The sequence below is a fragment of the Mesorhizobium sp. B2-1-3A genome (assembly GCF_006442655.1).
GTDB lineage: Bacteria > Pseudomonadota > Alphaproteobacteria > Rhizobiales > Rhizobiaceae > Mesorhizobium.
Genome location: NZ_VFWK01000003.1, coordinates 11148 through 36613 on the forward strand (window position 1 = coordinate 11148; position 25466 = coordinate 36613).

Here is a 25466-nt window from a genome sequence, read left to right on the forward strand (position 1 = left end):
CCTACTCCGCCGGCCGCGTCTCTTCGAGCACGCTTTCCTCGTGATAGAGGAAGCCGCCGGACTGCCGCTTCCACAGCCGCGCATAGAGCCCGTCGAGCGCCACCAGTTCGTCATGCGTGCCTTGTTCGACGATCCGGCCGCCATCCAGCACCACCAGGCGGTCGAGCGCGGCGATCGTCGACAGCCGGTGGGCGATGGCGATGACCGTCTTGTTCTCCATCAGTCGGGTGAGGTTCTCCTGGATCGCCGCCTCAATGTCGGAATCGAGCGCCGAGGTCGCCTCGTCGAGGATCAGGATCGGCGCGTCCTTGAGGAAGACACGCGCGATCGCCACCCGCTGGCGCTGGCCGCCCGACAGTTTCACGCCGCGCTCACCGACAAAGGCCTCGTAGCCGGCACGGTCCCGGTTGTCCCGCAGGCCCAGGATGAAATCATGCGCCTCGGCCTTCCTGGCCGCCGCGATCACCTCGGCATCGGTCGCGTCGGGCATGCCGAGCTTGATGTTGTCGCGCAGCGAGCGGTGGAACAGGGCGGTGTCCTGGCTGACGACACCGATATTGGCGCGCAACGAGTTCTGCGTCACCTGGGAAACATTCTGGCCATCGATGGTGATGGAGCCGCTTTCCAGGTCGTAGAGCCGCAGGATCAGATTGGCGAGCGTCGTCTTGCCCGCACCCGACGGCCCGACCAGCCCGACCTTCTCGCCCGGCCGCACGACAAGGTCGATGCCGTTCAGCACCCCGAACCCCTTGCCGTAGTGGAACTCGACATTCTTCACGTCGATGCGCCCGCCGGCGACGACGAGCTCCTTCGCATCGGGTGCGTCGGTGAGCCCGAGCGGCTGCGAGATCAGCGCCTTGGAATTCTCCAGCACGCCGAGATTCCGCAGAATGCTGTTGAGCTGCATCATCAGCCGCCCGAGCAGCATGTTGAGCCTGAGCACCAGCGACAGCGTGAAGGCGACCGCGCCGACTGTGATCGAGCCCTCGACCCAGAGATAGACGGCAAAACAGCCGATCGCCGTGATCATGATGCCCGACAAGGTCGTCAGCGCCATGCGCACGCCGGTCAGCCTGCGGGTGAAAGGACGCAGCGCGTCGAGATAGATGTCGAAGCCGTTCCTGATGTAACGGTCGTCGCCATCGGCCGCGAACAACTTCAGCGTCTGCACGTTGGAATAGGAATCGACGATGCGCCCATTGATCATCGAGCCCGCCTCGGCGGTCGCCTCGGCGTGCTTGCGGATCGCCGGCAAATAGAGCCTGGCCAGCCAGCCAAAGGCCACGATCCAGATCACCACCAGTGCCGCCAGCCTGAGATCGAGCCCCGCGACCAGCGCCAGCGTCGTGACTGTATAGACGAGCATGAACCAGACGACCTCGATGAAGCTCTCCATCAGGTCGCCGGTGGCCTGGCCCGCCTGCCAGACCTTGGTGGCGATGCGGCCGGCGAAATCGTTCTGGAAGAATGCGTAGGACTGGCGCGAGACGTGGCGATGCGCCTGCCAGCGCACCAGATTGTAGAAACCGGGCGTGATGGTCTGCTCGTCGACCAGCGCCGACAGGCCGACGACGATGGTGCGGATGACCAGCACCACCACGACCATGAAGACAAGCTCCGGGCCGGCGGCGGTCCACAGCGCATGCCAGCTGCGCTCGCCGGGAAGCTGGTCGAGAATATCGACCAGCCGCCCGACGAAGTAGAACAGGCCGGCTTCGACCAGCGGCGCGATGCCGCCGATGACCAGCATGGCGAAGAAGGCGAATTTCGCCTGGCCGACATAATGCCAGAGAAAACCGCCGACGCTCGCCGGTGGCCGAAGATTCGCCGGCTCCCTGAACGGATAGACCCAGTTCTCGAACCAGCGATAGACGGCTGTCATCATTCGGCAGCTTGGCCCTTTGCAATTGCGTCGTTGGCGACTTCGGCCGGTATATCCTCGAGCAGGAACCCGCCCGACTGGCGTTGCCAGAGCTGCGCGTAAAGCCCGCCCTTGGCGACCAGTTCGTCGTGCGAACCTTCCTCGATGACACGACCCTGATCCATCACCACAAGCCTGTCCATCGCCGCGATGGTCGACAGCCGGTGCGCGATCGCGATGACGGTCTTGCCCTGCATGAGCTTGTAGAGATTCTCCTGGATGGCCGCTTCGGCCTCGGAATCCAGCGCCGACGTCGCCTCGTCAAGGATAAGTATCGGTGCATCCTTCAACATAACGCGAGCGATGGCGATGCGTTGCCGCTGGCCGCCGGACAATTTGACACCACGGTCGCCGACATAGGCGTCAAACCCCTTGCGGCCATTGTGGTCCGAAAGTCCGCCGATGAAGTCCAGAGCCTCTGCCCGCCGCGCCGCCTCGACGAGCATCTCGTCGGTGGCGTCGGGGCGGCCATAGAGGATGTTCTCGCGCACCGAACGATGCAAAAGCGAGGTGTCCTGCGTGACCATGCCGATCTGGGCTCGCAGCGAATCCTGTTTCACACCGGCGATCTCCTGGCCGTCGATCAGGATCCGGCCGCCCTCCAGGTCGTAGAAGCGCAGCAAGAGATTGACCAGCGTCGACTTGCCGGCGCCCGAGCGGCCGACAATGCCGACCTTCTCGCCGGACTTCACCGCCAGCGACAGGTTTTCGATGACGCCTTTCTGCTTGCCGTAGTGGAAGCGGATATCCTCGAAACGGATCTCACCCTTGGAAACGGCGATCTCCTTCGCATCCGGCCTGTCCTCGACAAGGCGCGGCAGCGAGATCGAGGCGATGCCGTCATGCACCGTGCCTATGTTCTCGAACAGGCCCGACATTTCCCACATGATCCATTGCGACATGCCCCACATCCTGAGCACCAGGCCGATGACCACGGCGACCGCGCCGATCGTCACCACTTGCCCCATCCACAGCCACAACGAGATGACGGTGACCGAGAACAGGAGCAGCGCGTTCAGTATGTAGAGTGTGCCGAAAAGTACCGTCACCAGCCGCATCGACCGGTAGACCGTGTCGAGGAAGCCCATCATGCCTTCCCTGGCGAAAGTGGCCTCACGGCGCGCATGGGAAAACAGCTTGACCGTCTGGATGTTGGAGTAGCTGTCGACAACGCGGCCGGTCATGATCGAGCGCGCATTGGCCTGCTCCTCGCCGACCTTGCCCAGCCGGGGAATGAAGAAGCGCAGCAGCAGTATGTAGCCGACCAGCCAGACGCCCAGCGGCGCGGCCAGCCGCCAGTCCGCCGAACCGACGATGAACAGCATGCCGAGGAAGTAGACGATGACGTAGTTCAGGACGTCGATCACCTTGATGACGCATTCTCGCACGGCGAGCGCCGTCTGCATCAGCTTGGTGGCGATGCGGCCGGCGAACTCGTCCTGGTAAAAGCTCATCGACTGCTTGAGCAGGTAGCGGTGCACCTGCCAGCGGATGCGCATGGGATAGTTGCCCATCAGCGTCTGCTGGTTCAGCAGCGAATGCAGCCACACCGTGCCCGGCAGCGCGAACAGCACGATGAAGGCCATGCCGGCGAGCTTCCAGCCCTCCGTCTGCAGGAAGGTTTCGCGATTCTGCCCCGACAGCCAGTCGACGATGCGGCCAAGGAAGCCGAACATCCACACTTCCGCGATGGCGATCGCCGTCACCAGCACCGCATCGATGAGGATATAGGGCCATGCCCCGCGCGTATAATGTAGGCAGAAGGCAACCAGGGTCTTGGGCGGCTCGACCGGTTCCGCTGCGGGGAACGGATCGAGCCTTCTTTCAAACCAGCTAAACAACAACATAAGTCATGCCTGTAAAATCTGTTTTCCGCTTACGCGGCTTGGCGACGTACGAAGTCCCCGGCCCGCATGGCGCCGAGGGCCGACGGTCCGGAATCACCCGGACCGTCGGCCCTGCTTCGCGCTATATAGGGGTTCGCGGGCTTTTCGCCGACAGGCTCGTTTGCCGATCCTGACGGCGCGGTATCGACAAGCCGGATTTTCGCACCCGGTCGGATCAGCCGGATGATCCGGCGCACCAGCGAAGGCCGGCTCGGATCGGGAACCGCGCGCGAGAAATCGACATCCGGCAGCATGCCGCGATGCGGGCGGCGGCGGACTTCGGCATGAACCGCCGACGAATAGGTGTCGCCGATCAGCAGCGCCCAGGTCGGCAGCCGGTGGATATGCAGGCTCCTGGAGCCCGGTATTCTGTAGGGATCGAACATCGGTCCGTCCTCCGTGTGAAAATAGAGATAAAAAGGCGAAGCAACATCCTCCGCCGGCATTCGGCCGGAGGCGTGGGTTGCGTCGGTCTGGACACGACGCCAGGCATCGGTCTGGACATGTTCAGATTGGGCGTTCAGCCCTTTTGACTTTTTGAAAAACATCGCAGGATTCCTTCGAGAGCCGAAAAGGTGTTTCGGCGGGAATCGGTGCGATCAAGTCTTAGAGAGTCAGGAGAATCGTCGTACCGAAACCGCCGGCAGGCGTACAAGCCCACGAGAGGGGCGCTGGATGTGCATGGTCATCATGAATTACCCCTCCATCGGTTCGGGTTGACAATGCTGGCCGTATACCCGACTTCGCAAAATATGGCCACCCGCAGGTCCAGGAATTTCCAAAACCGAGAGGCCCCTGTGGCCGATCTGCCACTTATTAGAAGGACGCGGAAATGAACCGTCGTCTCCGCATCGCGCTCTACCAGCCTGACATTGCCGGCAATACCGGGACAATCCTGCGCTTCGCCGCTTGCCTCGGGCTTGGCGTCGACATCATCGAGCCGGCCGGCTTTCCGCTCTCCGACAAGGCGCTCAAGCGCGCCGGCATGGATTATCTCGAAATGGCTGCCCTGACCCGCCATGTCGACTGGCAGGCCTTCGAGGATTGGCGCAAGGCCGGCGCGCACCGGCTGGTGCTGTTGTCGACCAAAGCCACGGCCGCCTACACCGGCTTTACCTTCGCCGACGGCGACATCCTCTTGTTTGGCCGCGAATCCGCAGGCGTGCCGGATCCTGTCCATCAGGTGGCGGATGCGCGGCTGACCATCCCCATGCAGGGCACCGCGCGCAGTATCAACGTCGCGTTGTCCGTCGCCATGGTGGCGGGCGAAGCCATCCGGCAGCTCGGATAGCACCCGTGGCCCATCGACAACGCCCTTGCCGTCGCCGACGACAGTGGTTTCTCCGGTCATTCTCACCCAGGCGCACATCGCCTTCTCCTGTCATTTGCCCGATCAGCATTTCTTCGCTACAAGCTCAACTTAACTTGAGGTCAAGCGGAAAAGTCGGAAATGGCTCCAGTAACGGAATTGACGGTCGGCCAGGTGGCCATGCGCAGCGGCGTCGCGGTGTCGGCGCTGCATTTCTATGAAGCGCGCGGGCTGATCCGCAGCCATCGCACGTCGGGCAACCAGCGGCGCTACGGCCGCGACGTGCTGCGGCGGGTGGCGATCATCCGGATCGCCCAGGAGGTCGGCATCTCGCTCGCCGAGATCGGCGAGGCACTGGCATCCCTGCCGGAAGGCCGCACGCCAACGCGCGACGACTGGAGCCTGCTTTCAACAGCCTGGCGCGATGGGCTCGACCACAAGATCGCTCAGTTGAAGAAACTGCGCGACGGGCTGACCGACTGTATCGGCTGCGGCTGCATGTCTATCGACAAATGCCCGTTGAGGAACAAGGGCGACCGGCTGGCAAGGGAAGGCACCGGCGCGAGACGGCTGGTGGCACGCTGAGTGGAATGCGGCGCGACACAGGAGGTAGGTGAGTGCTGGGACATCTGATTCAAGCAGAGGAAGGGACGCGGCTGATCACGATCTACCGGGTCGACTCCGGCGGCATGCCAACCCTGTACACCTCAGTGAGTTTCGAGGAGGCGCGGAACATGGGGTTCGAGAAATTCGGCCGGCTGCTTGGCGAGAACCTGATCTTGGATTCTCCAGGATTGCGCGACCTGTTCTCGTTGTGACAGCAATCAATCCGCCGCCGGCAACCGCCTGATGGTGAACTCGATCAAATCACCCGGGCGCTCGAACCAGCTTTCGATCTCGGTCCAGTAGGCTTGCTTGGGAAAGCGCTCGAACCATTCCTTGGCCTTGAGCCGCGCATCCGAGCGCGGCAGGACGAAGGTCTCGCGCAGGAAACCGTCGCGCGGCATGCGTGCGCGCTCGGCCCGGCTTTGATCGAGCCTTTTCTTCAAGCCATCCAGCGGCGGTCTAGCCGGGGTGCGCACGAAAAAACTCCTTGCACCGCAGCGCATGATCCGAAGCCAGGTTTCGGAAAGGATCACGCGCAAAACTAAAGTCCCGCAGCCTTCCCTGCGCGTCCAATAGACGCGCGGCGCCGCAGCGGGACTTGACCCTGTTCCTCAAGAGATTAGGGATCGCGCCCGGAAAAGACGAGTCTTTTGTCGACTCACCGCCCCGCAATCGGAGACGGCACTTGGAACGACCCGAAATACCTGCCGGCCTGCCCGCCGACATCGAAGAAAAGAAGATGAAGGCCCGCTTGTGGTTCGAGGCGCTGCGCGAACGCATCTGCGGCGCCTTCGAGCAGATCGAGCAGGATCTCCAGGGTCCACTGGCCTCATGGTCCCCGGGCCGTTTCGAGAAGACGCCCTGGGAGCGTGACCAGGGCAAGGGCGGCGGCGGCACCATGTCGATGATGCATGGCCGCGTCTTCGAGAAGGTCGGCGTCCACACCTCGACCGTTTATGGCGAGTTCTCGCCTGAATTCAGGAAGCAGATGCCCGGTGCCGAGGAAGACCCGCGCTTCTGGGCGTCCGGCATTTCGCTGATCGCGCACCCCTGGAATCCCAACGTGCCGGCCGTGCACATGAACACGCGCATGGTGGTGACCTCGCGCCAATGGTTCGGCGGCGGCGCCGACCTGACCCCGGTGCTCGACCGCCGCCGCACCCAGGACGATCCCGACACCGTCGCCTTCCACCGCGCCATGCAGTTCGCGTGCGAGAAGAACGCCGGCGTCGCCGACCACGCGAAATTCAAGACCTGGTGCGACGAGTACTTCTTCTTAGCCCACCGCAATGAGCCGCGCGGCACCGGCGGCATCTTCTTCGACTGGCTGCATTCGAGCGAGGACAAAGGCGGCTGGAATGCCGACTTCAACTTCGTCCAGGATGTCGGGCGTTCCTTCCTTGTCGTCTACGGCCACCTCGTGCGCGCCAACTTCAACGAGAACTGGACCGACGGCGACCGCGACGAACAGCTCATCCGCCGTGGCCGCTACGTCGAATTCAACCTGCTTTACGACCGCGGCACCATCTTCGGCCTGAAAACCGGCGGCAATGTCGCCTCGATCCTTTCCAGCCTGCCGCCGGAAGTCCGCTGGCCGTAAAGGTCGGGTAAGCGCAAGGCGCACGGAGCTTTGATGCAACCAGACCGCCGCTTCCGTGTTATCGTCTTTGCCCCGCTCATGGTCCAAAGGCCTCACTTGTAATCGACCGTGGGCCAAAGAGTGGCGGAGCCTTGACCGGCTCCACGGAGGAAAAGGAGAAATCCGATGAAGCAATTCCACTGCGGGTCGCTCGTTCCCGGCTGTGACTGGCACACCCGTGCCGACGAGGAAGCCGAAGTGATGCGCCGTGCCGTCGAGCATATGCGCGAGACGCATGGCGAGACTGTCATCCGCGAAACGATGATCGAGGCGATCCGCTCGCGCATCGAAAAAGTCCGCGACGCAGCCTGACTTGAAGCATTCCCCGAGGAATCGCTGCTAGAGCAATTCCAGGAAAAGTGTGAGCGGTTTTCCCCGGACAAGCGCGTAGCGCTTGCCCCTTGGGAATTGCGTCAAAACAAGGGGTTAGAGCGGTTCGCCGTTTCCGTGAAACGGTGAAATACTCTAACCCTATCCGGCGTTCAGGGCTTGCGCGGCGCGTTCGAGCAGCGCGCCGCGGTCCGGCGCAAATCCGGCATCGATCCATTCCGCCTCGAGGTTCTTGAGGATTTCGCCCAGCTTCGGCCCTGGGGTCGCGCCGAGCGCCGTCAGATCGGCCCCTTTCAGCGGAAACACCGGCTTTTCCCATTTGAGCGCGAAGGCCAGCAGGCGGGAAAAGCCGCCGGCCTCCAGCAGCGCGTCATTGTTCTCGACAGCGCGCACCCGCGCCGCCGCAAGCGACAGCCGCAGGCGATCGACAAACCCTTTCCGGTCGCCGCGATAGAGCCGCTTGGCCAGTTCGCCTTCGGTGATCTTCGGCTCGACGGCGGTCGTGAGTGCCCAATGGCGCAAGCGGTGTGCTTCATCAGTCGAAAACCGGAGCCGCTCGGCAAGCGTTTGCATACGCGCGGCATCCGGCGGCACGATCGCCTCCAGCCGCAGCAGCGGATCCGCCGCCCAGCCGAGATCCTTTTCGGCCTTGGTCAGCCCATGGATGGCATCGATGCCCCATTTCTCGCTTTCCGGCAGCGCGGTGGTCAGCACACTTGCCTGCCGCATCCACAGCAGCGCCCGCGACGGGTCAGGTGCCGACAAGAGCTTCTTCAGCTCGGACCAGACGCGCTCCGCCGAAAGCTGGACCAAGCCCTCCTTCAGCCGGGCGCAGGCCTTCAGCCCTTCGGCGTCCGGCCGGCCCTCGCCATACCAGGCGAAAAAGCGGAAGAAGCGCAGGATGCGCAGATAATCCTCACGGATGCGCGCCTCCGGATCGCCGATGAAGCGAAGAAGGCGCGCCTCGATGTCGGCGATGCCGCCGACCAGGTCGACGACCGAGCCATCGGCCTCGGCATAGAGCGCGTTTATGGTGAAGTCGCGCCGCTCTGCGTCCAGCTTCCAGTCGCGTCCGAACGACACCTTGGCGCGGCGGCCGTCGGTCTCTACATCGGCGCGCAAGGTGGTGACTTCATAGGGCTTGCCGCCGGCGACGACGGTGATCGTACCGTGCTCGATGCCGGTTGGCACCGGCTTGAAACCTTCCGCCCCGGCGCGGCGGATGGTTTCCTCGGGTAAACAGGTGGTGGCGATGTCGACGTCGGCGACCGGTTGGCCCATCAGCGTGTTGCGCACCGCGCCGCCCGCGACACGCGCCTCTTCGCCCCCTTCAGCGAGGGCGGCAAGCAGGCGCTGCAAATGCTTGTCGGTGAGCCAGTCGGCCCTTCCCGCGATCGAAACACTCACGCATAAAGCCTTTCATAGAGCGTACGGATGATGCCGGCGGTGACGCCCCAGATGCGCCGGTCGCCATAGGGCATGTCATAGAAGAACCATTCGAGATCGTTCCACATGCGGCTGTCGCGCTTGTGGTTCAACGGGTCCATCAGGAAGTGCAACGGCACTTCAAAGGCGGCATCGACCTCGTCGGCGTTCAAGGTCAGCTGGAAGCCCGGCCGGACGATGCCGAGCACCGGCGCGATCCTGTAGCCGCTGCCGGCGACATAGTCCGGCATGCGGCCGATGATCTCGATGCGGTCCCGGCCAAGCCCGATCTCCTCGAAAGTCTCGCGCAGCGCCGCCGCCTCCGGGCTTGCGTCGGTCGGGTCGATGGTGCCGCCGGGAAAGGCCACCTGTCCCGAATGGCTGCGCAGCTTTTCGGCCCGTTTGGTCAGGAGAACCGTGGCCTCACCATCATGATCGACCACCGGGATCAGCACCGCCGCATTGCGCAGCGCCTTGCCCTGGCTGAGGCGCGGATGGCCCGGATTGAAGCGATGGTCGCCATAGTCGTCACCGGCATGCGCTTGCGGCTGCGCGGCAAAGCGCGCGCGGAAATCCGCCGATGAAAACGGCGCCGGTGACACCTGGTCCATCATGCGCTCAGCCGCTTCAGCTGGCCAGCCGGCATGATTGGAAACACGGCACCCTTCGAGCGGACCGCGAACATGGTCTCGCCGCCGACCTCGCTCTCCTCGCCATGCCCGACCAGTTCGTACATGACAGGCCGCGCCACCAGCGCTTCCAGCCGGCCGCGTACCAGCACATAGGGCTTCAGGCCGCCGGTCTCGTTCTCGTCGACGAAGCGCAGCGGCCGCTCTGGTCCGGCCTCGACCACGTCGCCGACATTGGTGCGGAAGGTGATGACCTGTTCCTTGCCGCTACCCGAAACATCCAGTTCGACGGCGATGAACGGCGCGTCGGCGACGCGGATGCCGACTTTTTCCACCGGCGTCACCAGATAGGTCCTGCCGTCCGCGTCCTTGCGCAGCACCGAGGAGAAAAGCTGCACCAGCGGCATGCGGCCGATCGGCGTTCCCAGGTAAAACCAGGTGCCGTCGGCCTTGATCTCCATGTCGAGATCGCCGCAAAAGTCGGGATTCCAGCGTTCGACGGGGGCCGCGCCCTTGCCGGCCCGCGCCGCGCGCGAGATCAGCGCCTCCAGGCCGCGTGCCTCGGTTGCCTGCGTAAGGCTTTGTTGGCGATGTTCGTCGTGTTCCGTCATCGTCACGAAATAGTCACTGTTGTTCCGCTTGTCAGCCTAAGTCTGTGATTTAAGTTCGACCATAGGCGCTACGCGAGGCCGAATCGCGGCAACCTATGATATGGTGCGGGCCGGTATTTCCAACCAAAGGGATCGATACGACATGAGCGTGATGGTCAAGGAAAGCCCGATCAGCGAAACGGACATGATCGCTGAGGCCGAGAAGGCGCTGGCTGACATTTCCAGGATCCGCGACGGGGTCGGCCGGGTGATCTTCGGCCAGGAGAACGTCGTCGAGCGCACTCTGGTGGCGCTGCTGGCCGGCGGCCACGCGCTGCTGGTCGGCGTGCCGGGCCTTGCCAAGACCAAGCTGGTCGAGACGCTGGGCGTCGTGCTCGGCCTCGATTCGCGCCGCATCCAGTTCACGCCCGACCTGATGCCATCGGACATTCTCGGCTCCGAGGTGATGGAGCAGGACGAGACCGGCAAGCGCTCCTTCCGCTTCATCTCAGGGCCGATCTTCGCCCAGTTGCTGATGGCCGACGAGATCAACCGCGCCTCGCCACGCACGCAGTCGGCGCTGCTGCAGGCCATGCAGGAATATCACGTCACCATCGCCGGCGCCCGCTACGATCTGCCCGCGCCCTTTCACGTGCTGGCGACGCAGAATCCGCTGGAGCAGGAAGGCACCTATCCGCTGCCCGAAGCCCAGCTCGACCGCTTCCTGATGCAGGTCGACATCCTCTATCCCGAAATCGAGGCCGAACGCCGCATCCTCCTGGAAACCACCGGCATCGAGGACGCGAAGGCCCAGAACGTGCTGCAGCCGGCACGGCTGAAGGAGATCCAGACGCTGATCCGCCGCATGCCGGTGCCCGAAAGCGTCGTCGAGGCGATCCTGACCCTGGTGCGCTCGGCGCGTCCGGGCCAGGGCAATGCCGAGACCGACAAGCATGTCGCCTGGGGCCCCGGCCCGCGCGCCAGCCAGGCACTGATGTTGTGCACGCGCGCCCGCGCGCTCTACGATGGGCGGCTGGCGCCTTCGATCGACGATGTGCGGGCCCTGGCCGAGCCGGTGCTGCAGCATCGTATGGCACTGACCTTCGCCGCCCGCGCCGAGGGCACCAGCGTGCGCGATGTGGTGGCGAAGCTTGTGAAAGGGATTTGATGACGCGTATCGGCGAGGTCCAGGCTCCGGCAGCGACGCGCGACGCGCTCGCCCGTGGCCGGTTGCGGGCTTCGCTTGTGCCCGACCTGCTGGTCGAGGCGCGCCGCATCGTCAACACCGTGATCGCCGGCTGGCATGGCCGCCGCAAGCGCGGCATCGGCGAGAATTTCTGGCAGTTCCGGCCCTATGTCGAAGGCGATTCCTCGCGCATCGACTGGCGCCGCTCGGCGCGCGACGACCACACCTATGTGCGCGACCGCGAATGGGAAGCCGCCCATACGGTGTGGCTGTGGGCAGATCCCTCGCCGTCCATGCTCTACAAGTCGACCGGTGCCAGCGTTTCCAAGCAGTCGCGCGCGTTGGTGCTGGCGCTGGCCATGGCCGAGTTGTTGTCGCGCAGCGGCGAGCGCATCGCCTGGCCGGGACTGACCGATCCATTCACGGCCCGCAACGGCGCCGAGCGCATAGCCGCCCAGTTGATGCATGCCGGCGACCTGCCGGCCAAGCCTGATCTGTCGGACATCAGGCGATTCTGCGACATCGTCATCGCCAGCGACTTCCTCGATCCGGTCGAAGAGACGATGGAATGGCTCGACGTGCTTGCCCGCCACGGCGTGCGCGCGCATCTGATCGAGGTCGCCGACCCGGCCGAGGAAACCTTCCCCTATGCCGGCCGCACCGAGTTCACCGATCCCGAGACCGGCGAAAAACTGACCGCCGGGCGTGCCGAAATGCTCGGCGACGAGTATCGCCTGCTCTACACCGCCCGCCGCGCGGAATTGGCCGGCTGGTGCAAGCGGCTCGGCTGGAGTTTCACCGTCAACCACACCGATCGGCTGGCGTCCGACGCACTGGTGCGCCTGCACATGGCGATGACCGCCGATGGCTCCTTTACCGGGCTGAACGCAGGCAGTGGTCAGCCGGGGAAGGCTGTCGCATGAGTTGGCTGCCGCTCTCCTTTGGCGCTCCGATGGTGCTGTGGGGCCTGCTGGCATTGCCGGTGATATGGTGGCTGCTCAGGCTGACGCCGCCCAAGCCGCAGAGCGAGATCTTCCCGCCGCTGAAGATCCTGGCGCGGGTGCTGAAGCGCGAGGAGACGCCGCAGCAGAGCCCATGGTGGCTGACGTTGCTCAGGCTGCTGATGGCCGCGCTCATCGTCGCGGCATTGGCCGAACCGGTCTTCAACCCGCGCGAGAAGTTGCCGGCCGAGGGTGCAGCCCTTGCGCTGGTCATCGACAATGACTGGGCCAGTGCCGCCGACTGGAACAAGCGCGTCGCCACCGCCGAACGGCTGATCGCCGACGCCGGCTCGAACGGCGTGCCGGTCATCATCGCCTTCACCGCCGAAAAGGCCAATGCGGAGATCGGCCCCTTCGATGCCGCCGCCGCACTCGACCGCCTGCGCGCCGCCAAGCCGCGGCCAATCCCGACCGATCGGCCCGCCGTCTATGCCCGCGTCGCCGGCGTTCTGGAGGGCCTGCCCGGCGCCAGCGTCGCCGTGCTGGCCGACGGCCTGGCGGCCAAGGGCGACGAGGCCGCCTTCAACACGCTGTTGTCGAAAAATGCCGCCCGCATCGTCTGGGCAACCGCCGACCGGCTTTCGCTGACCGGCCTGACCGCCGCCGACAACCAGGTCGACGGCTTTGCCCTCACCGCCATCCGCGCCCCGGGCGACCCGGCCCCCGCGCAGGTCACCGCCGGCGCCTTCGACGACAAGGGCCGCCGCATCGCCGATGCGACGCTGACCTTCGCGCCCGGCGAAGCCACCGCCACCGGCACCATGGCGGTGCCGTTCGAGCTGCGCAATGATTTCGCCTCGATCGCGCTCGACGGCGAGCGCCAGGCGGGCGCGGTGCGCGTGCTCGACGAAAGCTCCAAGCGCCGCCGTGTCGGGCTGCTGTCGCAGGCCGAGGCAGACCAGGCGCAGCCGCTTCTGTCGCCGCTCTACTACATCAGGCGCGCGCTGCAGCCTTTCGCCGACCTGGTCGAACCCTCCAGTGCCGATCTCGCCGACGCCATTCCGCAGATCCTCGACCAGAAGCCGGCGATGATCATCATGGCCGACATCGGCACCATTCCCGCACAGGTCCGGCAAAGGCTGGTCGACTGGGTCGACAATGGCGGCACGCTCGTGCGTTTCGCCGGCTCGCGGCTGGCGGCCGCCGGCAATGATGACGATTTGCTGCCGGTTCGCCTGCGCATCGGCGAGCGTTCGCTCGGCGGCGCGTTGTCATGGACGTCGCCGCAGCCGGTCACCGAATTCCCCAAGGCCGGCCCCTTCGCCGATCTGGCGCCTCCCACCGAGGTCACCGTGAGCAGGCAGGTGCTGGCCGAGCCGACACCCGACATCGTCGAGCGCACTTGGGCGGCGCTCGCCGATGGCACGCCGCTGGTCACCGGGCTGAAGAAAGGCAAGGGCACGCTGGTGCTGTTCCACGTCACGCCCGAGGCGACATGGTCGAACCTGCCGATCTCGGGCAGCTTCGTCGAGATGCTGCGCCGCATCGTCCAGCTGTCGCGCAACCAGGGCGCGGCGATCGCCAATGCCGAAGCCGCCGCCACCTCGCTGGCCCCCTACCGCATGATCGCGGCCGACGGCTCGCTGGTGCCGCCGACGCCGGATGCGCGGCCGCTGGTGCCGGGAGCCGGCCCGCTGCCGGTCACCTTCGAGAACCCGCCTGGCCTCTATGGTTCCGAGACCGGCGTCTTCGCCCACAATCTGCTTGATGCCGCAACCACGTTCGAGCCATTGGCGCGCCCGCAAGTCGCCGTTCCGGTCACCACGATCCAGTATGCTTTCGACGAATCCCGCAACCTGAAAGGCGCGCTGGTCGCAGCCGCACTGGTGCTGATGCTGCTCGACACGCTGGCGGTATTCTGGATGGGCGGCCTGTTTTCACGCCGGCCGCGCCGTGCCGGCGCCGTGGCCACCACCGCGGCAGTCCTGATTGCCCTTGGCGCACTGTTCGGCCATGCCGACTACGCCCGCGCCGACGATGCCAAGCCGGGCGACGAGGCAGCGATCGCGGCGATCTCCAAGACCCGCATCGCCTATGTGCTGACTGGCGTGCCGGGCGTCGATTCGATCAGCCGCGCCGGGCTCGAGGGCCTGACGCGCTTCCTGATCGAGAAGACCGCGCTCGAACCGGGCGCGCCGGCCGGCGTCGATATTTCGAAGGACGAGCTATCCTTCTATCCGCTGATCTACTGGCCGATCGATCCGGCGGCACCGATGCCGAGCCAGGCCGCGATCGCCCGCATCGATGCCTATATGCAGCAAGGTGGCACGGTGCTGTTCGACACGCGCGACCAGTTCGCCAACGGCATCGGCGCCGATTCCACCAGCCCGGCGACCGAGCGGCTGCGCGACATCCTCGGCAACCTCAACGTGCCGCCGCTGGAGCCGGTACCGTCGGACCACGTGCTGACCAAGTCCTTCTTCATCCTGCCCGAATTTCCCGGCCGTTTCGCCGGCAGCCCGCTCTGGGTCGAGGCATCGCTCGACGCCAGCAACGCCGATAACCGGCCGGTGCGCACCGGCGACGGCGTCTCGCCGATCATGATCACCGCCAATGATTTCGCCGGCGCCTGGGCGGTCGACGAGAATGGCGACCCTCTGCTGCCGACCGTGCCGGCCGATCCGATGCAGCGCATCTACGCGCTGCGCGCCGGCGTCAACATCATGATGTACATGCTGACCGGCAACTACAAATCCGACCAGGTGCATGTGCCCATATTGCTCGAACGATTGGGGCAATAGCGGATGAACTGGTCCATCTCCCTCGAACCGCTGATCTCCTGGCCGCTGCTCGCCTTGGTGCTGGTGCCTCTGGCACTGCTTGCGCTCATCGGCCTGTGGTTTCGCCAGCGCGGCGGCGTCCTGCGCTTCGTCGCCCTGCTGGCGCTTGCTGCCGCTTTGTTCAACCCGGTGTTCCTCAATGAGGAGCGCGAGCCGCTGAAGAGCGTCGTTGCGCTGATCGTCGACCGCAGCCAGAGCCAGGACATCGGCGACCGCACCAGGCAGACCGATGAGGCGCTGGCCGGGCTGCAGCAGCGTCTTGGCCGCTTCAAGCAGTTCGACGTCCGCGTCGTCGAGGCCGGCAAGTCCGATGCCGCCGAGGAGCGCACCGAAACCCGGCTGTTCGGCGCGCTGGAAGGCGCCTTCCGCGACGTGCCGCCCTCGCGCATCGGCGGCGCCATCATGATCACCGATGGCGAGGTGCATGACGCGCCTTCGGGCGCGCCCGACTTCAACGCCCCGCTGCACGCGCTGATCACCGGCAACGACCACGAAAAGGACCGCCGCATCCGCTTCGAGAACGCACCGCGCTTCGGCCTTGTCGGCAAGCCGCTCGACATGACCTACCGCGTCATCTCGACGGAAAACGAGGCCGGCCCGGTCGATGTGCGCGTTTCCGTCAATGGCGAGCAGGTCGCCGTCGAGCATGCCACTGTCGGCCAGACCATGCCGCTCCAGGTGACCATTCCGGGCGCCGGCCGCAACATCATCGAACTCGCCATCGACCGCGAACCGGGCGAACTCACCGACACCAACAACCGCGCCATCGCGCTGGTCGACGGCATCCGCGAGAATTTGCGCGTGCTGCTGGTTTCCGGCGAGCCGCATGCCGGCGAGCGCACCTGGCGCAACCTGTTGAAATCCGACGCCTCGGTCGATCTCGTCCACTTCACCATTCTGCGGCCGCCGGAGAAGCAGGACGGCACGCCGATCAACGAATTGTCGCTGATCGCCTTCCCGACCCGCGAGCTGTTTGTCGAGAAGATCAAGGATTTCGACCTCATCATCTTCGACCGCTACCAACACCGCGACGTGCTGCCGATCCTCTATTACGACTACATCTCCGAATATGTCGAAAAGGGCGGCGCCCTGTTGATCGCCGCCGGCCCCGAATATGCCGGCGAGGCTTCGATCGCGCGCACCCCGCTGATGTCGGCCCTGCCCGCCATGCCGACCGGCGAGGTGGTCGAGAAAGCGTTCTATCCGCGCCTGACCGACCTTGGCCAACGTCATCCGGTGACGCGCGGCCTCGACGGTTCGGCCACCGAGCCGCCGCATTGGAGCCGCTGGTTCCGCACCATCGGCGTACAGAATCCGCAAGGCGAAGTGGTGATGAAGGGCGCCGACAACCGGCCCCTGCTCCTGCTCGACCGCAAGGGCGAAGGCCGCGTCGGCATGCTGTTGTCCGACCAGGGCTGGCTGTGGGCGCGCGGCTTCGAGGGCGGCGGCCCGCATGTCCAGCTCTACCGGCGCATCGCCCACTGGCTGATGAAGGAACCGGAGCTCGAGGAAGAGCGGCTGACCGCCGAGGGACGCGGCATGGTGCTGGAGATCCGCCGCCAGACGATGGCCGACGATCCCGGCCCCGCGCAGATCATCACGCCCTCCGGCAAGACCGTGACCGTCAAGCTCGACAAATCCGAGCCCGGTGTCTTCCTTGGCAGCGTCCAGACCAATGAGATCGGCCTGTTCCAGGTCGCCAATGGCGATCTCACCGCGCTTGCCCATGTCGGACCGGTCAACGCCCCGGAATTCGCTGACGTCATCTCCACCGAGGACCGGCTGAAGGCGCCGGCTGAAGCCACTGGCGGCAGCGTGCGCCGGCTGGCCTCGTCCACGGCCCCCGGCGGCGGCGTGACTCTGCCTTCCATCGTGCCGGTGCGCTCGGCCGGCGATGCCTCCGGCAGCGACTGGATCGGCCTGCGCACCACCGACGACAGCGTCCTGAAGGCCGTCTCGCGCGTGCCCCTGTTCGGCGGCTTCCTCGGCCTCGGCCTGCTGCTCCTGGCGATGGGCTCGATGTGGTACCGCGAGGGACGGTAGCGGCGCCTTTTTCCTTCTCCCCTTGTGGGAGAAGGTGGATCGGCGCGCAGCGCCGAGACGGTTGAGGGGTGTTCCAGCGGAGTGAGGCGTCGGTGTTCCCTGGAACACCCCTCATCCGACCTCGCTTCGCGAGGCCACCTTCTCCCACAAGGGGAGAAGGGAAGAACCCCTCCTCCTCACTCTTCCGGCTCCGTCGTGAACATCAGGGGATAGCCCTTGGCCTTGCCTGCATCGGTGGCCCGCGTCGCCTTGGTCTCGGCGACATCCTTGGTAAACACCGCGACCACGCAGACACCGCGCCGGTGCGCGGTGATCATGATTCGGTGCGCCTGGTCTTCGCTGAGCTTGAATTCGCCCTTCAGCACCGTCACCACGAATTCGCGCGGTGTGAAATCGTCATTGATGAGGATGACCTTGTAGAGCTTTGGCCGTTCGGTTTGCGGCTTGACCTGGACGCGCGGTTTTGTGGTGATCTCTGGCATCGGAACCGACAGTCTCGCCATCTGGCTTCGCCGCGTATTTTGCCACGGGCGGCAGCGATCGTCCATTTTGATTGGCGTGCGGGCCGCCCGCGGGCGGGCCCGGTCATTCACAATCATGTGGGAGATCGTCGGTCGCGGTTCAACGGCCCTGGCGGCCGAAGACGCGGCGGTTTGCGCCGGCGTCCGCCCGGCGTTCCATCCAGGCCGCGATCGGCCATCCGGCAACGCAGACCAGCGTCACGGCAAGAAGCACGATCAGCAGCCACGCCTGGACAGGTGTGATGTAGTCCCAGTTGCTGGAAATTATCGGCGCGAACAGCGAGGGCTCGGTGCGGCCACTGGCAGGATCGGGCACGGGGCTCGCGGTGAGCAGAATCAGCGCCCTGGCGACACCGGTGGCAACCAGGCCGCCAATCACCATTGAACGCAATATGGACGAAAGCCGCTTCTTCATGCGGATTGTCCTACACGGCCGGCGTTGAAAACGGGTTAAGTCAGATCGAGATTGCTGGCCGTGGGCCGCCGGTGCTCAGCCGCTCGATCGGGTGCCTGACAGAAGGCCGCTCCAGCCAGTGCGGCTGGAGCGGCCTTGATAGGAAGTGTCGTCGGACCCGGATCAGGCCTTCGGAGCAGCCTTGTCCTTGGCCTTCTTCACGGTCTTCTTGGCAGGAGCCTTCTTGTGCTTGACCTTCTTGACGACCTTCTTCACCGGGGGCTTGGCGGTGGCGTCAGCAGCCGGAGCGGTGGTGGTCGTCGTGGTCGAGGCAGCCGGAGCAGCGGTCGTGGTGGCAGCGGCGTTGCCGAGAGCGGGCATCGCGAAAGCCAGGGCAACGGCGAGACCGGTGGCGGACAGGATGGACTTTTTCATGGCTTCATTTCCTTTTTATGCGGGTCGATTCTGAGTGTCACTGGACCGGGTCGTTCGGTGCCACTCCAAGCAGCTTCAAAGCATTGGCGAGCATCCGGATGCCCTGTGCCTGTTTCTTGGCGGCGCAGTACCGGTTGCCCTTTCTCTGAAGTGCCTTTGCCGCGGTGACCTGCGTTGCCGTGGCGTGGGTTTCGAGGGCTTCATCAAATTGGTGGCTGAGATTGGCGCACCGTTCGCTCCGGGTGAGCGGCGCCTTTGCGTCCGATTGTCCAACAGCGGCAGTGACCAGGCCAAGACCCAGCAACGCACCCAACAAACTGATCGACAACCTTGGCATCGGTTTTTCCGTAAACCCGGAGATTAGCGTCGCAGCCGATAACCTGACCGCCACGGCACCGTTATGCCGCCTTACCTTTTCAGGAGTTTTTCCCGATTGTAGAATTTTGTTTCTGGATTGTGTCTGCCGGGACCCCACCGCTTTCCATGTGGAGAAGGCGGAATTCGTTCTCCCTTGAAATCCAAGGCACTGGCCAACATATGGCCCGAATTCTATCGTGTGGCTCACCTGCTAGGAATGGCTTGGCCGGCAACCGGGACAGGGTACCTCGTGAAATCCGACGCACACATACTGATCGTCGACGACGACAAGGGCATCCGCGACCTGCTTCAGGAGTTCTTCCAGAAGCGGGGCCTGCGCACTTCGGTTGCCGCCGACGGCACCGAGATGGAGACCATCCTGCGCCGCTCGCAGGTGGACCTCATCGTGCTCGACGTGATGCTGCCCGGCAAGAGCGGGCTGGAATTGTGCCGCGACCTGCGCGCTCAGTACACGACGCCGATCATCATGCTGACCGCCGTGACCGAGACCACCGACCGCGTGGTCGGCCTGGAGATGGGCGCCGACGACTATGTGCCCAAGCCCTTCGATCCGCGCGAACTCCTGGCCCGGATCCGTGCCGTGCTGCGGCGCAATGGCGCCGCCGAGCCGAAACGCGCCGCGACCAAGCAGATCTACCGTTTCGCCGGCTGGACGATGGACTGTTCGCGGCGACGGCTGACCGCGCCCGACGATGTCAGGGTCGAGCTGACCATGGCCGAATTCAACCTGCTGCAGACCTTCGTCAAGAGCGCCCAGCGCGTGCTGACCCGCGACCAGCTCATCGAGCTGTCCGGTGGCGACAGCGACTATTCCTTCGACCGCAGCATCGACATCCTCGTCAGCCGGCTGCGGCGCAAGATGGAAGATGACCCCAAAACGCCCAAGCTGATCCTGACGGTGCGCAGCGGCGGCTACCAGTTCCTGCCCGAGACGACCTCCGAATGAGACGTCTCCTGCCGCGGACCTTGCCTGCCTGGGTGCTGCTTATTGTCATTGCCGGCCTTCTGATCAGTCAGGTCGCAACCCTCTATATCGTGTCGCGCGACCGCGCCGCCGCCAACGACGTGGTCGACCTCTACCGCCTCAACGACCGCGCCTTCTCGCTGGTGCAGCTGATGAGCGGCGCCACGCCCGAGGAGCGCAAGGCAACCGCGGCAGGCCTGTTCAACTCGACTTACGCCCTTACCGTCTCTGACACGCCCGCCGTCACCTCCTCGATCGCCGGCGACGACGAGCTGGCCGAACTCGAGGACATCCTCGTTGGCCGGCTGTCGAAGTTCGGCGTCACCGACGCGCGCGTGCGGCGGGACCCGGCGACGCGCGAGGCCGACGACGCCAGCGGCACCGCATCCGGCCCCGATATCGGCCAGGTGGAGCGCGACCTTCTGGTGCTCGCCGCCGATTTCGCCCAGAGCGACAAGCTAACGGCCTCCTTGCGCTTCGCCGACGGCCAGTGGCTGAACTTCACCGAGCCGATCACGCCGATTGGCCCGATCCTGAGCTTCGACAGCCTGCCGCTCTATGCGCTTATCGCCGGGCTGGTGGTGATCATGTCGATCTGGTCGCTGCGCCGGCTGACCGCGCCCTACCGGATGATGGAAACCGCCGTGAACAGGATCGGCAAAGACCTGAAGAGTCCGCCGATCGCCGAAAGCGGCAGCCGCGAGGTTCAGGCTGCCGCGAGAGCAATCAACGCCATGCAGGCCAGGCTGCGCGAATATGTCGAGGACCGCGAGCATCTTGCCGCCGCACTGGCGCACGACCTGCGCACGCCGATGACGCGCATGCGGCTGCGGCTGGAATTGTTGCGCAAATCGGCGGTTCGCGAGGCGCTGGCGCATGATCTTGCCGATGTCGAGAGCATCGCCAGTTCGGTGATCGACTTCGCTACCTTCGAGGTGAACGAGGAAAAGACCGAGCGCATCGACTTCTGGTCGCTCGTGGAATCGATCGCCGACCCCTATCCGGAGGTCTCGTTCGACAATGACGACACCCGTTCGCGCGGCCTGATCTGCATCGCGCGGCCGGTCGCGCTCAGGCGCTGTGTAACCAATCTGGTGCAGAACGCCGTCACCTACGGCAAGAAGGCGCATCTCAGCCTGCACCGCTCGGACGGCACGATCACGCTGACCATCCGCGACGAAGGACCTGGGATACCGCAGGCCCAGATCGATGCCGTGTTCGGCTCCTTCGTGCGCCTCGAACAGTCCCGCAACCGCCAGACCGGCGGCCTTGGCCTGGGCCTCACCATTGCCCGCAACATCGCGCGCGCCGCCGGCGGCGAGATCCGCCTGTCCAATCATCCGGACGGCGGATTGCTGACAGAGCTGCGCCTGCCGCTGGCGGCCTGACGCGGGAATTGCGTCAAACAGGAGATTGCGAGGCGCCTACCGACGCAACACCGCGCTCAGCACGTCGCGGATGCCGATGGCGCCGACGAAGCGGGACTGGTCGTCGAACAGCGCTACCGGTGCGGTCTGCGAGCGGTGCATGGCCAGCATCACGGTTTTCAGCGACGTGCCGGGGGTGGCCCAGAAGACTTGCGCCGCTTCCTCCGACTGGGTCTCGACATCGGCGCAAGATACCCACACCGCCGGCTTGCCGTCGCGCTCGGCCGCCGCCACCAGCCCGTGCTCGTCGATCTTGAAGCGCGTCGTCTTGCGCCGGTCGAGCCACACCCAGCCGTCCTTGCCTTCTTCGAGGTCTCGGCGGTCGCGCATCACGTTCCAGGCGGTAAGCACCGAGAGCGGGTTCACATTGGCGATGAAGTCGCGGACATAGTCGTTGGCGGGCCGCAGCACGATGTCTTCCGGCGCGCCGGTCTGGACGATACGCCCGCCCTCCATGATGGTGATGTGGCTGCCGATCTTCAGCGCCTCCTCGAGGTCATGGCTTACGAAGATGATGGTCTTCTTCAACTCGGCCTGCAGCTGCAGCAATTCGTCCTGCAGCTTGGTGCGGATCAGCGGGTCGAGCGCCGAGAACGGCTCGTCCATCAGCAGGATCGGCGCCTCGGTGGCGAAGGCGCGGGCGAGACCGACGCGCTGCTGCATGCCGCCGGACAGTTCATGCGCGTATTTCTTCGACCACTGGTCGAGATTGACCAGCTTGAGCTGCTTGTGCACGCGTTCCTTGCGCTCGGCTTCCGGCACGCCGGCAAGTTCGAGGCCAAGCCCGACGTTTTCCTCGACCGTGCGCCATGGCAGCAGGCCGAACTGCTGGAAGACCATCGCCACCTGCTTCTGGCGCAGGCGCCGCAAGGTCGGCTCGTCGCAAGTGACCACATCGACAATCTTGTCGCCGTCCTTGACCAGAACCTGGCCGCGCGACACCACGTTGAGCCGGTTGACGGCCCTGAGCAGCGTCGACTTGCCGGAGCCCGACAGGCCCATCAGCACCGAGATTTCGCCCTCATGCACCGTCAAGCTGGCGTCGGCGCAGCCCAGCACATTGCCGGTCTTTTCGAGGATTTCGGCGCGCGTGGCGCCCTTGTCGATCATCGCCAGTGAACCGGCCTGGTCGGCGCCGAAGACGATATCGACGTTCTTGAAATCGACGGCGACGGTCATTTCTTGCCTCCAACGCCAATGCGGGTCATTCGGTCGAGCACGATGGCCAGCACGACGATCGCCAGGCCCGCTTCAAGCCCGAGGTCGATGCGGCGCGAGCCGAGCGCGCGGTTGATTTCGGTGCCCAGGCCGCCGGCGCCGATCAGGGCCGCGAACACCACCATCGACAGCGACAGCATGATCGACTGCGTCAATCCCGCCATGATCGTGGGCAGCGCCGAGGGCAGTTCCACCTTCCACAGAAGCTGCCTCTTGGTCGCGCCGAACGCCTCGCCGGCCTCGATGATCGACTTCGGCACCGAAACGACGCCGAGATGCGTGAGCCGGACCGCGGTCGGGATGACGAAGATGATGGTGACGATGAGGCCGGGCGCGTTGCCGAGGCCGAACAGGGTCAACACCGGGATCAGGTAGACGAAGGTCGGCAGCGTCTGCATCAGATCGAGCACCGGCAGCATGACGCGGTAGACCTTTGGCTTGTGCGCCGCCCAGATGCCGAGCGGCACGCCGATGGCCATGGCCATGGCGGCGGCGGCGACGACCAGCACCAGCGTCTGCACCGTCTGCTTCCACAGGTTCTGGTTGATGATGAAGATCAGGCCAAGGAAGACGCCGATGGCGAGCGGCCGCGAGCGCTGCAGCAGCCAGGCGATGACAGCGATGACCAGCGCCAGCAGCACCGGCGGCACCATCAGCAGGAGGTCGACCAGCCCGTCGAGGATGAAATTCAGGCCGTTGGAGAAGGCTCTGAAGATGGTGTCGAAATTGTCGGTCAGGAAACCGAAAAAGGACTTTCCCCAGGCCCCGATCGGGATCTTGTGATCGACCATGAATTTGGAAATCGGATCCATCTCACCCCTCTTCCACCGGAGCTCTGCCTTCGGCCCCGTGCTGTCGCAACGTCATCTTGTCACAGGATGTGAAAAAGGGCAGCCCTTTGTTAAACGGCTGCCCATCTTCATCCGGTCATGCCGGATGCAAAGTCGGCTCAGCTTCCGAGGGCGGTCTTGATGGCCGCTGCCGCATCGCCGCCGTCGAAGGTGGTCACGCCGGCGATCCAGGGCGCAATCGCGTCGGGATTCTTCTTCAGCCAGTCGGTGGCGACCGTCTGGGCGTCGCCGCCCTTGAGGATCGCGTCCATCATCTGGCCTTCCATGTCCAGATTGAACTTGAGGTTGGCGATGAACTTGCCGGCATTCGGGCATTCGGTGGTGTAGCCCTTGCGCACATTGGTGAATACGGTGGCAGCGCCGAAGCCGCTGTCGCCCATGCCGTCCAGATAGGTGATCTTCATGGCGCCCATCACCGGATGCGGCGTCCAGCCGAGGAAGGCGATCCACTCATTGTTCTTCATCGACTGCTCGGCCTGGGTCAGCATGCCGGCCTCAGAGGATTCGACCAGCTCGAAGCCGTCGAGATTGTCCTTCGGGTTCTTGATCATGTCGAGGATGATGCGGTTGCCGTCATTGCCGGCCTCGATGCCGTAGATCTTGCCGTTGAACTTGTCCTTGAACTTGCCAAGGTCGGTCAGCGACTTGACGCCAGCGTCCGCGACATAGGTCGGCACGACGATGCCGTAGCCGGCACCGGTCAGGTTCGTGCTGATGGTCTCGACCGAACCATCGGCGGTGTAGTCCTTGATGTCGTTGGTCATCGACGGCATCCAGTTGCCGAGGAAGACGTCGAGGTCCTTGTTCTTGAGCGAAGCCATGGTCACCGGCACCGACAGCTGGATCACCTTCGGCTCGTAGCCGAGAGCGGTGAGCAGCACCGAGGCAACCCCGGTGGTGGCCTGGATGTCGGTCCAGCCGACATCGGAAAGACGCACGGTCTTGCAGCTTTCGGCGTCACCGGCGAACGCGGCGCTCGTGGACAACAGAGCCGCCAGCCCGAGGCCGGCGACGAAGGAATTCATACGCGACATAGACAGTCTCCCATTGTGATTCTTTGGCGAAGCGTAGTTACGGTTTCTCTGCCCGCCTTGTTTCGTCAGCCAAACACCATTCTGTTTTGGATTCAAGCGTCAAGGCAATCACGATCAACGGCGCGGACTGGCCAATCAGCGACACGGTTGACGCTTTTATCGTGCCAAGTGTTTTTTTGAGAGGCTTGGCATCTTTTTCGGAAGCGAGCCGGCTTTTTCAGGGGAATGCCGCGGCGGCCCCTCCCCGCACCGAGGCAACTCGGCTTAAAAGAGCGGCATGGCCAAACTCTACTTCAACTACGCAACGATGAATGCGGGCAAGACGACGATGTTGCTGCAGGCATCGTACAATTATCGCGAGCGCGGCATGACCACGATGCTGTTCGTCGCCGGCCACTACCGCAAGGGCGACAGTGGCCTGATCTCGTCGCGCATCGGACTGGAGACGGAAGCCGAGATGTTTCGCGATGGCGACGACCTGTTCGCACGCGTCGCCGAGCATCACGACCACACGACGGTGCATTGCGTCTTCGTCGACGAGGCGCAGTTCCTCGAGGAGGAGCAGGTCTGGCAATTGGCCCGCATAGCCGACCGGCTGAACATTCCGGTGATGTGCTACGGCCTGCGCACCGATTTCCAGGGCAAGCTGTTTTCCGGCTCGCGTGCGCTGCTGGCGATCGCCGACGACCTGCGCGAGGTGCGCACCATCTGCCGCTGCGGCCGCAAGGCGACGATGGTCGTGCGCCTCGGCGCCGACGGCAAGGTCGCCCGCCAGGGCGACCAGGTGGCGATCGGCAAGGACGTCTATGTCTCGCTCTGCCGCCGCCACTGGGAGGAAGAAATGGGCCGCGCCGCGCCCGACGATTTCATCGGCTTCATGGAACCCTGAACGTCCTTCC

At 64.7% G+C, this 25466-nt stretch carries 26 protein-coding genes; 12 read left to right on the top strand and 14 right to left on the bottom strand.

Going from position 1 to position 25466, the window contains the following annotated elements:
* Position 1 precedes the first annotated feature (1 nt).
* The 3 genes from FJ977_RS11405 to FJ977_RS11415 are packed head-to-tail and all read right to left on the bottom strand — an operon-like array spanning position 2 to position 4355.
* Complete coding sequence (locus FJ977_RS11405) at positions 2-1885, bottom strand: ABC transporter ATP-binding protein (RefSeq protein ID WP_140771453.1); 1884 nt, start codon at positions 1883-1885, stop codon at positions 2-4.
* A complete protein-coding gene (locus tag FJ977_RS11410; RefSeq protein WP_140771455.1) occupies positions 1882-3768 on the bottom strand; it encodes an ABC transporter ATP-binding protein in 1887 nt (628 codons plus the stop codon). The genes FJ977_RS11405 and FJ977_RS11410 overlap by 4 nt, the downstream gene beginning before the upstream one ends.
* A 29-nt stretch (positions 3769-3797) precedes the next feature.
* Positions 3798-4355, bottom strand: coding sequence for a hypothetical protein (locus tag FJ977_RS11415; RefSeq protein ID WP_181179787.1), 558 nt, complete (start codon positions 4353-4355; stop codon positions 3798-3800).
* Between the two features lie 284 nt (positions 4356-4639).
* On the opposite strand from FJ977_RS11415, the gene FJ977_RS11420 reads away from it, so the two are divergent.
* The 3 genes from FJ977_RS11420 to FJ977_RS11430 all read left to right on the top strand — a co-directional run bounded on the left by FJ977_RS11420 (position 4640) and on the right by FJ977_RS11430 (position 5934).
* Positions 4640-5098: a tRNA (cytidine(34)-2'-O)-methyltransferase gene (locus FJ977_RS11420; protein WP_140771457.1), complete on the top strand. Its 459-nt coding sequence runs from the start codon at positions 4640-4642 to the stop codon at positions 5096-5098.
* Between the two features lie 159 nt (positions 5099-5257).
* Positions 5258-5701 carry a redox-sensitive transcriptional activator SoxR gene (gene soxR, locus FJ977_RS11425; RefSeq protein ID WP_140771459.1) on the top strand — a complete coding sequence of 148 codons (444 nt, stop codon included), beginning with the start codon at positions 5258-5260 and terminating at the stop codon, positions 5699-5701.
* Between the two features lie 32 nt (positions 5702-5733).
* The gene (locus FJ977_RS11430; protein WP_140771461.1) at positions 5734-5934 is read left to right on the top strand and encodes a hypothetical protein; all 201 of its coding nucleotides are present in this window, start codon (positions 5734-5736) and stop codon (positions 5932-5934) included.
* Positions 5935-5940: 6 nt separating this feature from the next.
* On the opposite strand, the gene FJ977_RS11435 is transcribed toward FJ977_RS11430, so the two are convergent.
* Positions 5941-6198, bottom strand: coding sequence for a hypothetical protein (locus FJ977_RS11435; RefSeq protein ID WP_023770299.1), 258 nt, complete (start codon positions 6196-6198; stop codon positions 5941-5943).
* Positions 6199-6407: 209 nt separating this feature from the next.
* On the opposite strand from FJ977_RS11435, the gene hemF reads away from it, so the two are divergent.
* Entirely contained in the window at positions 6408-7322 is a 915-nt protein-coding gene (gene hemF, locus FJ977_RS11440) for an oxygen-dependent coproporphyrinogen oxidase (protein ID WP_140771463.1), read from the top strand.
* Between the two features lie 165 nt (positions 7323-7487).
* The gene (locus tag FJ977_RS11445) at positions 7488-7673 is read left to right on the top strand and encodes a DUF1059 domain-containing protein (RefSeq protein ID WP_056578017.1); all 186 of its coding nucleotides are present in this window, start codon (positions 7488-7490) and stop codon (positions 7671-7673) included.
* A gap of 159 nt (positions 7674-7832) precedes the next feature.
* Here the strand turns inward: FJ977_RS11445 and FJ977_RS11450 are convergent, their stop codons facing one another.
* Genes FJ977_RS11450 through FJ977_RS11460 form a run of 3 tightly spaced genes read right to left on the bottom strand, consistent with a single transcriptional unit; the run spans position 7833 to position 10356 of the window.
* Positions 7833-9098: a CCA tRNA nucleotidyltransferase gene (locus tag FJ977_RS11450; RefSeq protein ID WP_140771465.1), complete on the bottom strand. Its 1266-nt coding sequence runs from the start codon at positions 9096-9098 to the stop codon at positions 7833-7835.
* Positions 9095-9727, bottom strand: a complete 633-nt coding sequence (locus tag FJ977_RS11455; RefSeq protein WP_140771467.1) for a CoA pyrophosphatase — start codon at positions 9725-9727, stop codon at positions 9095-9097. Before FJ977_RS11455 ends, FJ977_RS11450 begins: the two co-directional genes overlap by 4 nt.
* Positions 9727-10356 (bottom strand): DUF1285 domain-containing protein, encoded by a 630-nt coding sequence (locus tag FJ977_RS11460; RefSeq protein WP_140772749.1) that lies wholly within the window; start codon positions 10354-10356, stop codon positions 9727-9729. The genes FJ977_RS11455 and FJ977_RS11460 overlap by 1 nt, the downstream gene beginning before the upstream one ends.
* A gap of 142 nt (positions 10357-10498) precedes the next feature.
* Between FJ977_RS11460 and FJ977_RS11465 the strand changes: the two genes are divergently transcribed.
* The 4 genes from FJ977_RS11465 to FJ977_RS11480 are packed head-to-tail and all read left to right on the top strand — an operon-like array spanning position 10499 to position 17345.
* Positions 10499-11503 (top strand): MoxR family ATPase, encoded by a 1005-nt coding sequence (locus FJ977_RS11465; RefSeq protein ID WP_056578023.1) that lies wholly within the window; start codon positions 10499-10501, stop codon positions 11501-11503.
* Positions 11503-12444, top strand: coding sequence for a DUF58 domain-containing protein (locus FJ977_RS11470; RefSeq protein ID WP_140771469.1), 942 nt, complete (start codon positions 11503-11505; stop codon positions 12442-12444). The genes FJ977_RS11465 and FJ977_RS11470 overlap by 1 nt, the downstream gene beginning before the upstream one ends.
* Entirely contained in the window at positions 12441-15263 is a 2823-nt protein-coding gene (locus FJ977_RS11475; RefSeq protein ID WP_140771471.1) for a DUF4159 domain-containing protein, read from the top strand. The genes FJ977_RS11470 and FJ977_RS11475 overlap by 4 nt, the downstream gene beginning before the upstream one ends.
* A gap of 3 nt (positions 15264-15266) precedes the next feature.
* Positions 15267-17345, top strand: a complete 2079-nt coding sequence (locus FJ977_RS11480) for a hypothetical protein (RefSeq protein ID WP_140771473.1) — start codon at positions 15267-15269, stop codon at positions 17343-17345.
* A gap of 176 nt (positions 17346-17521) precedes the next feature.
* Here the strand turns inward: FJ977_RS11480 and clpS are convergent, their stop codons facing one another.
* From clpS to FJ977_RS11500, 4 genes are all read right to left on the bottom strand, one after another.
* The gene (clpS, locus tag FJ977_RS11485) at positions 17522-17827 is read right to left on the bottom strand and encodes an ATP-dependent Clp protease adapter ClpS (protein WP_140772751.1); all 306 of its coding nucleotides are present in this window, start codon (positions 17825-17827) and stop codon (positions 17522-17524) included.
* A gap of 139 nt (positions 17828-17966) precedes the next feature.
* Positions 17967-18281 carry a hypothetical protein gene (locus FJ977_RS11490; protein ID WP_056578033.1) on the bottom strand — a complete coding sequence of 105 codons (315 nt, stop codon included), beginning with the start codon at positions 18279-18281 and terminating at the stop codon, positions 17967-17969.
* Between the two features lie 162 nt (positions 18282-18443).
* Positions 18444-18695, bottom strand: a complete 252-nt coding sequence (locus FJ977_RS11495; protein WP_140771475.1) for a hypothetical protein — start codon at positions 18693-18695, stop codon at positions 18444-18446.
* 37 nt (positions 18696-18732) lie between these two features.
* A complete protein-coding gene (locus tag FJ977_RS11500) occupies positions 18733-19032 on the bottom strand; it encodes a hypothetical protein (protein WP_115142115.1) in 300 nt (99 codons plus the stop codon).
* Positions 19033-19302: 270 nt separating this feature from the next.
* Between FJ977_RS11500 and FJ977_RS11505 the strand changes: the two genes are divergently transcribed.
* Both FJ977_RS11505 and FJ977_RS11510 read left to right on the top strand, forming a co-directional pair.
* Entirely contained in the window at positions 19303-20019 is a 717-nt protein-coding gene (locus FJ977_RS11505) for a response regulator transcription factor (protein WP_140771477.1), read from the top strand.
* On the top strand, positions 20016-21425 hold the full coding sequence (locus tag FJ977_RS11510) for an ATP-binding protein (RefSeq protein ID WP_140771479.1): 1410 nt from the start codon (positions 20016-20018) through the stop codon (positions 21423-21425). The genes FJ977_RS11505 and FJ977_RS11510 overlap by 4 nt, the downstream gene beginning before the upstream one ends.
* 36 nt (positions 21426-21461) lie before the next feature.
* On the opposite strand, the gene choV is transcribed toward FJ977_RS11510, so the two are convergent.
* The 3 genes from choV to FJ977_RS11525 all read right to left on the bottom strand — a co-directional run bounded on the left by choV (position 21462) and on the right by FJ977_RS11525 (position 24567).
* On the bottom strand, positions 21462-22643 hold the full coding sequence (gene choV / locus FJ977_RS11515; RefSeq protein ID WP_140771481.1) for a choline ABC transporter ATP-binding protein: 1182 nt from the start codon (positions 22641-22643) through the stop codon (positions 21462-21464).
* Complete coding sequence (gene choW / locus FJ977_RS11520) at positions 22640-23494, bottom strand: choline ABC transporter permease subunit (protein ID WP_140771483.1); 855 nt, start codon at positions 23492-23494, stop codon at positions 22640-22642. Before choW ends, choV begins: the two co-directional genes overlap by 4 nt.
* 137 nt (positions 23495-23631) lie before the next feature.
* Positions 23632-24567 carry a choline ABC transporter substrate-binding protein gene (locus FJ977_RS11525; protein WP_140771485.1) on the bottom strand — a complete coding sequence of 312 codons (936 nt, stop codon included), beginning with the start codon at positions 24565-24567 and terminating at the stop codon, positions 23632-23634.
* 277 nt (positions 24568-24844) lie between these two features.
* Here FJ977_RS11525 and FJ977_RS11530 point away from each other — a divergent pair, with 277 nt between their 5' ends.
* The gene (locus FJ977_RS11530) at positions 24845-25456 is read left to right on the top strand and encodes a thymidine kinase (RefSeq protein WP_140771487.1); all 612 of its coding nucleotides are present in this window, start codon (positions 24845-24847) and stop codon (positions 25454-25456) included.
* Positions 25457-25466 lie beyond the last annotated feature (10 nt).

What these genes read in the sequence shown, in the direction of transcription:
- FJ977_RS11405 (WP_140771453.1), bottom strand. Translation starts at nt 1,885, where the DNA reads ATGATGACAGCCGTCTATCGCTGGTTCGAGAACTGGGTCTATCCGTTC.
- FJ977_RS11410 (WP_140771455.1), bottom strand. Translation starts at nt 3,768, where the DNA reads ATGTTGTTGTTTAGCTGGTTTGAAAGAAGGCTCGATCCGTTCCCCGCA.
- FJ977_RS11415 (WP_181179787.1), bottom strand. Translation starts at nt 4,355, where the DNA reads ATGTTTTTCAAAAAGTCAAAAGGGCTGAACGCCCAATCTGAACATGTC.
- FJ977_RS11420 (WP_140771457.1), top strand. Translation starts at nt 4,640, where the DNA reads ATGAACCGTCGTCTCCGCATCGCGCTCTACCAGCCTGACATTGCCGGC.
- soxR (WP_140771459.1), top strand. Translation starts at nt 5,258, where the DNA reads ATGGCTCCAGTAACGGAATTGACGGTCGGCCAGGTGGCCATGCGCAGC.
- FJ977_RS11445 (WP_056578017.1), top strand. Translation starts at nt 7,488, where the DNA reads ATGAAGCAATTCCACTGCGGGTCGCTCGTTCCCGGCTGTGACTGGCAC.
- FJ977_RS11455 (WP_140771467.1), bottom strand. Translation starts at nt 9,727, where the DNA reads ATGGACCAGGTGTCACCGGCGCCGTTTTCATCGGCGGATTTCCGCGCG.
- FJ977_RS11460 (WP_140772749.1), bottom strand. Translation starts at nt 10,356, where the DNA reads ATGACGGAACACGACGAACATCGCCAACAAAGCCTTACGCAGGCAACC.
- FJ977_RS11465 (WP_056578023.1), top strand. Translation starts at nt 10,499, where the DNA reads ATGAGCGTGATGGTCAAGGAAAGCCCGATCAGCGAAACGGACATGATC.
- FJ977_RS11470 (WP_140771469.1), top strand. Translation starts at nt 11,503, where the DNA reads ATGACGCGTATCGGCGAGGTCCAGGCTCCGGCAGCGACGCGCGACGCG.
- FJ977_RS11475 (WP_140771471.1), top strand. Translation starts at nt 12,441, where the DNA reads ATGAGTTGGCTGCCGCTCTCCTTTGGCGCTCCGATGGTGCTGTGGGGC.
- FJ977_RS11480 (WP_140771473.1), top strand. Translation starts at nt 15,267, where the DNA reads ATGAACTGGTCCATCTCCCTCGAACCGCTGATCTCCTGGCCGCTGCTC.
- clpS (WP_140772751.1), bottom strand. Translation starts at nt 17,827, where the DNA reads ATGCCAGAGATCACCACAAAACCGCGCGTCCAGGTCAAGCCGCAAACC.
- FJ977_RS11490 (WP_056578033.1), bottom strand. Translation starts at nt 18,281, where the DNA reads ATGAAGAAGCGGCTTTCGTCCATATTGCGTTCAATGGTGATTGGCGGC.
- FJ977_RS11495 (WP_140771475.1), bottom strand. Translation starts at nt 18,695, where the DNA reads ATGAAAAAGTCCATCCTGTCCGCCACCGGTCTCGCCGTTGCCCTGGCT.
- FJ977_RS11500 (WP_115142115.1), bottom strand. Translation starts at nt 19,032, where the DNA reads ATGCCAAGGTTGTCGATCAGTTTGTTGGGTGCGTTGCTGGGTCTTGGC.
- FJ977_RS11510 (WP_140771479.1), top strand. Translation starts at nt 20,016, where the DNA reads ATGAGACGTCTCCTGCCGCGGACCTTGCCTGCCTGGGTGCTGCTTATT.
- choV (WP_140771481.1), bottom strand. Translation starts at nt 22,643, where the DNA reads ATGACCGTCGCCGTCGATTTCAAGAACGTCGATATCGTCTTCGGCGCC.
- choW (WP_140771483.1), bottom strand. Translation starts at nt 23,494, where the DNA reads ATGGATCCGATTTCCAAATTCATGGTCGATCACAAGATCCCGATCGGG.
- FJ977_RS11525 (WP_140771485.1), bottom strand. Translation starts at nt 24,567, where the DNA reads ATGTCGCGTATGAATTCCTTCGTCGCCGGCCTCGGGCTGGCGGCTCTG.
- FJ977_RS11530 (WP_140771487.1), top strand. Translation starts at nt 24,845, where the DNA reads ATGGCCAAACTCTACTTCAACTACGCAACGATGAATGCGGGCAAGACG.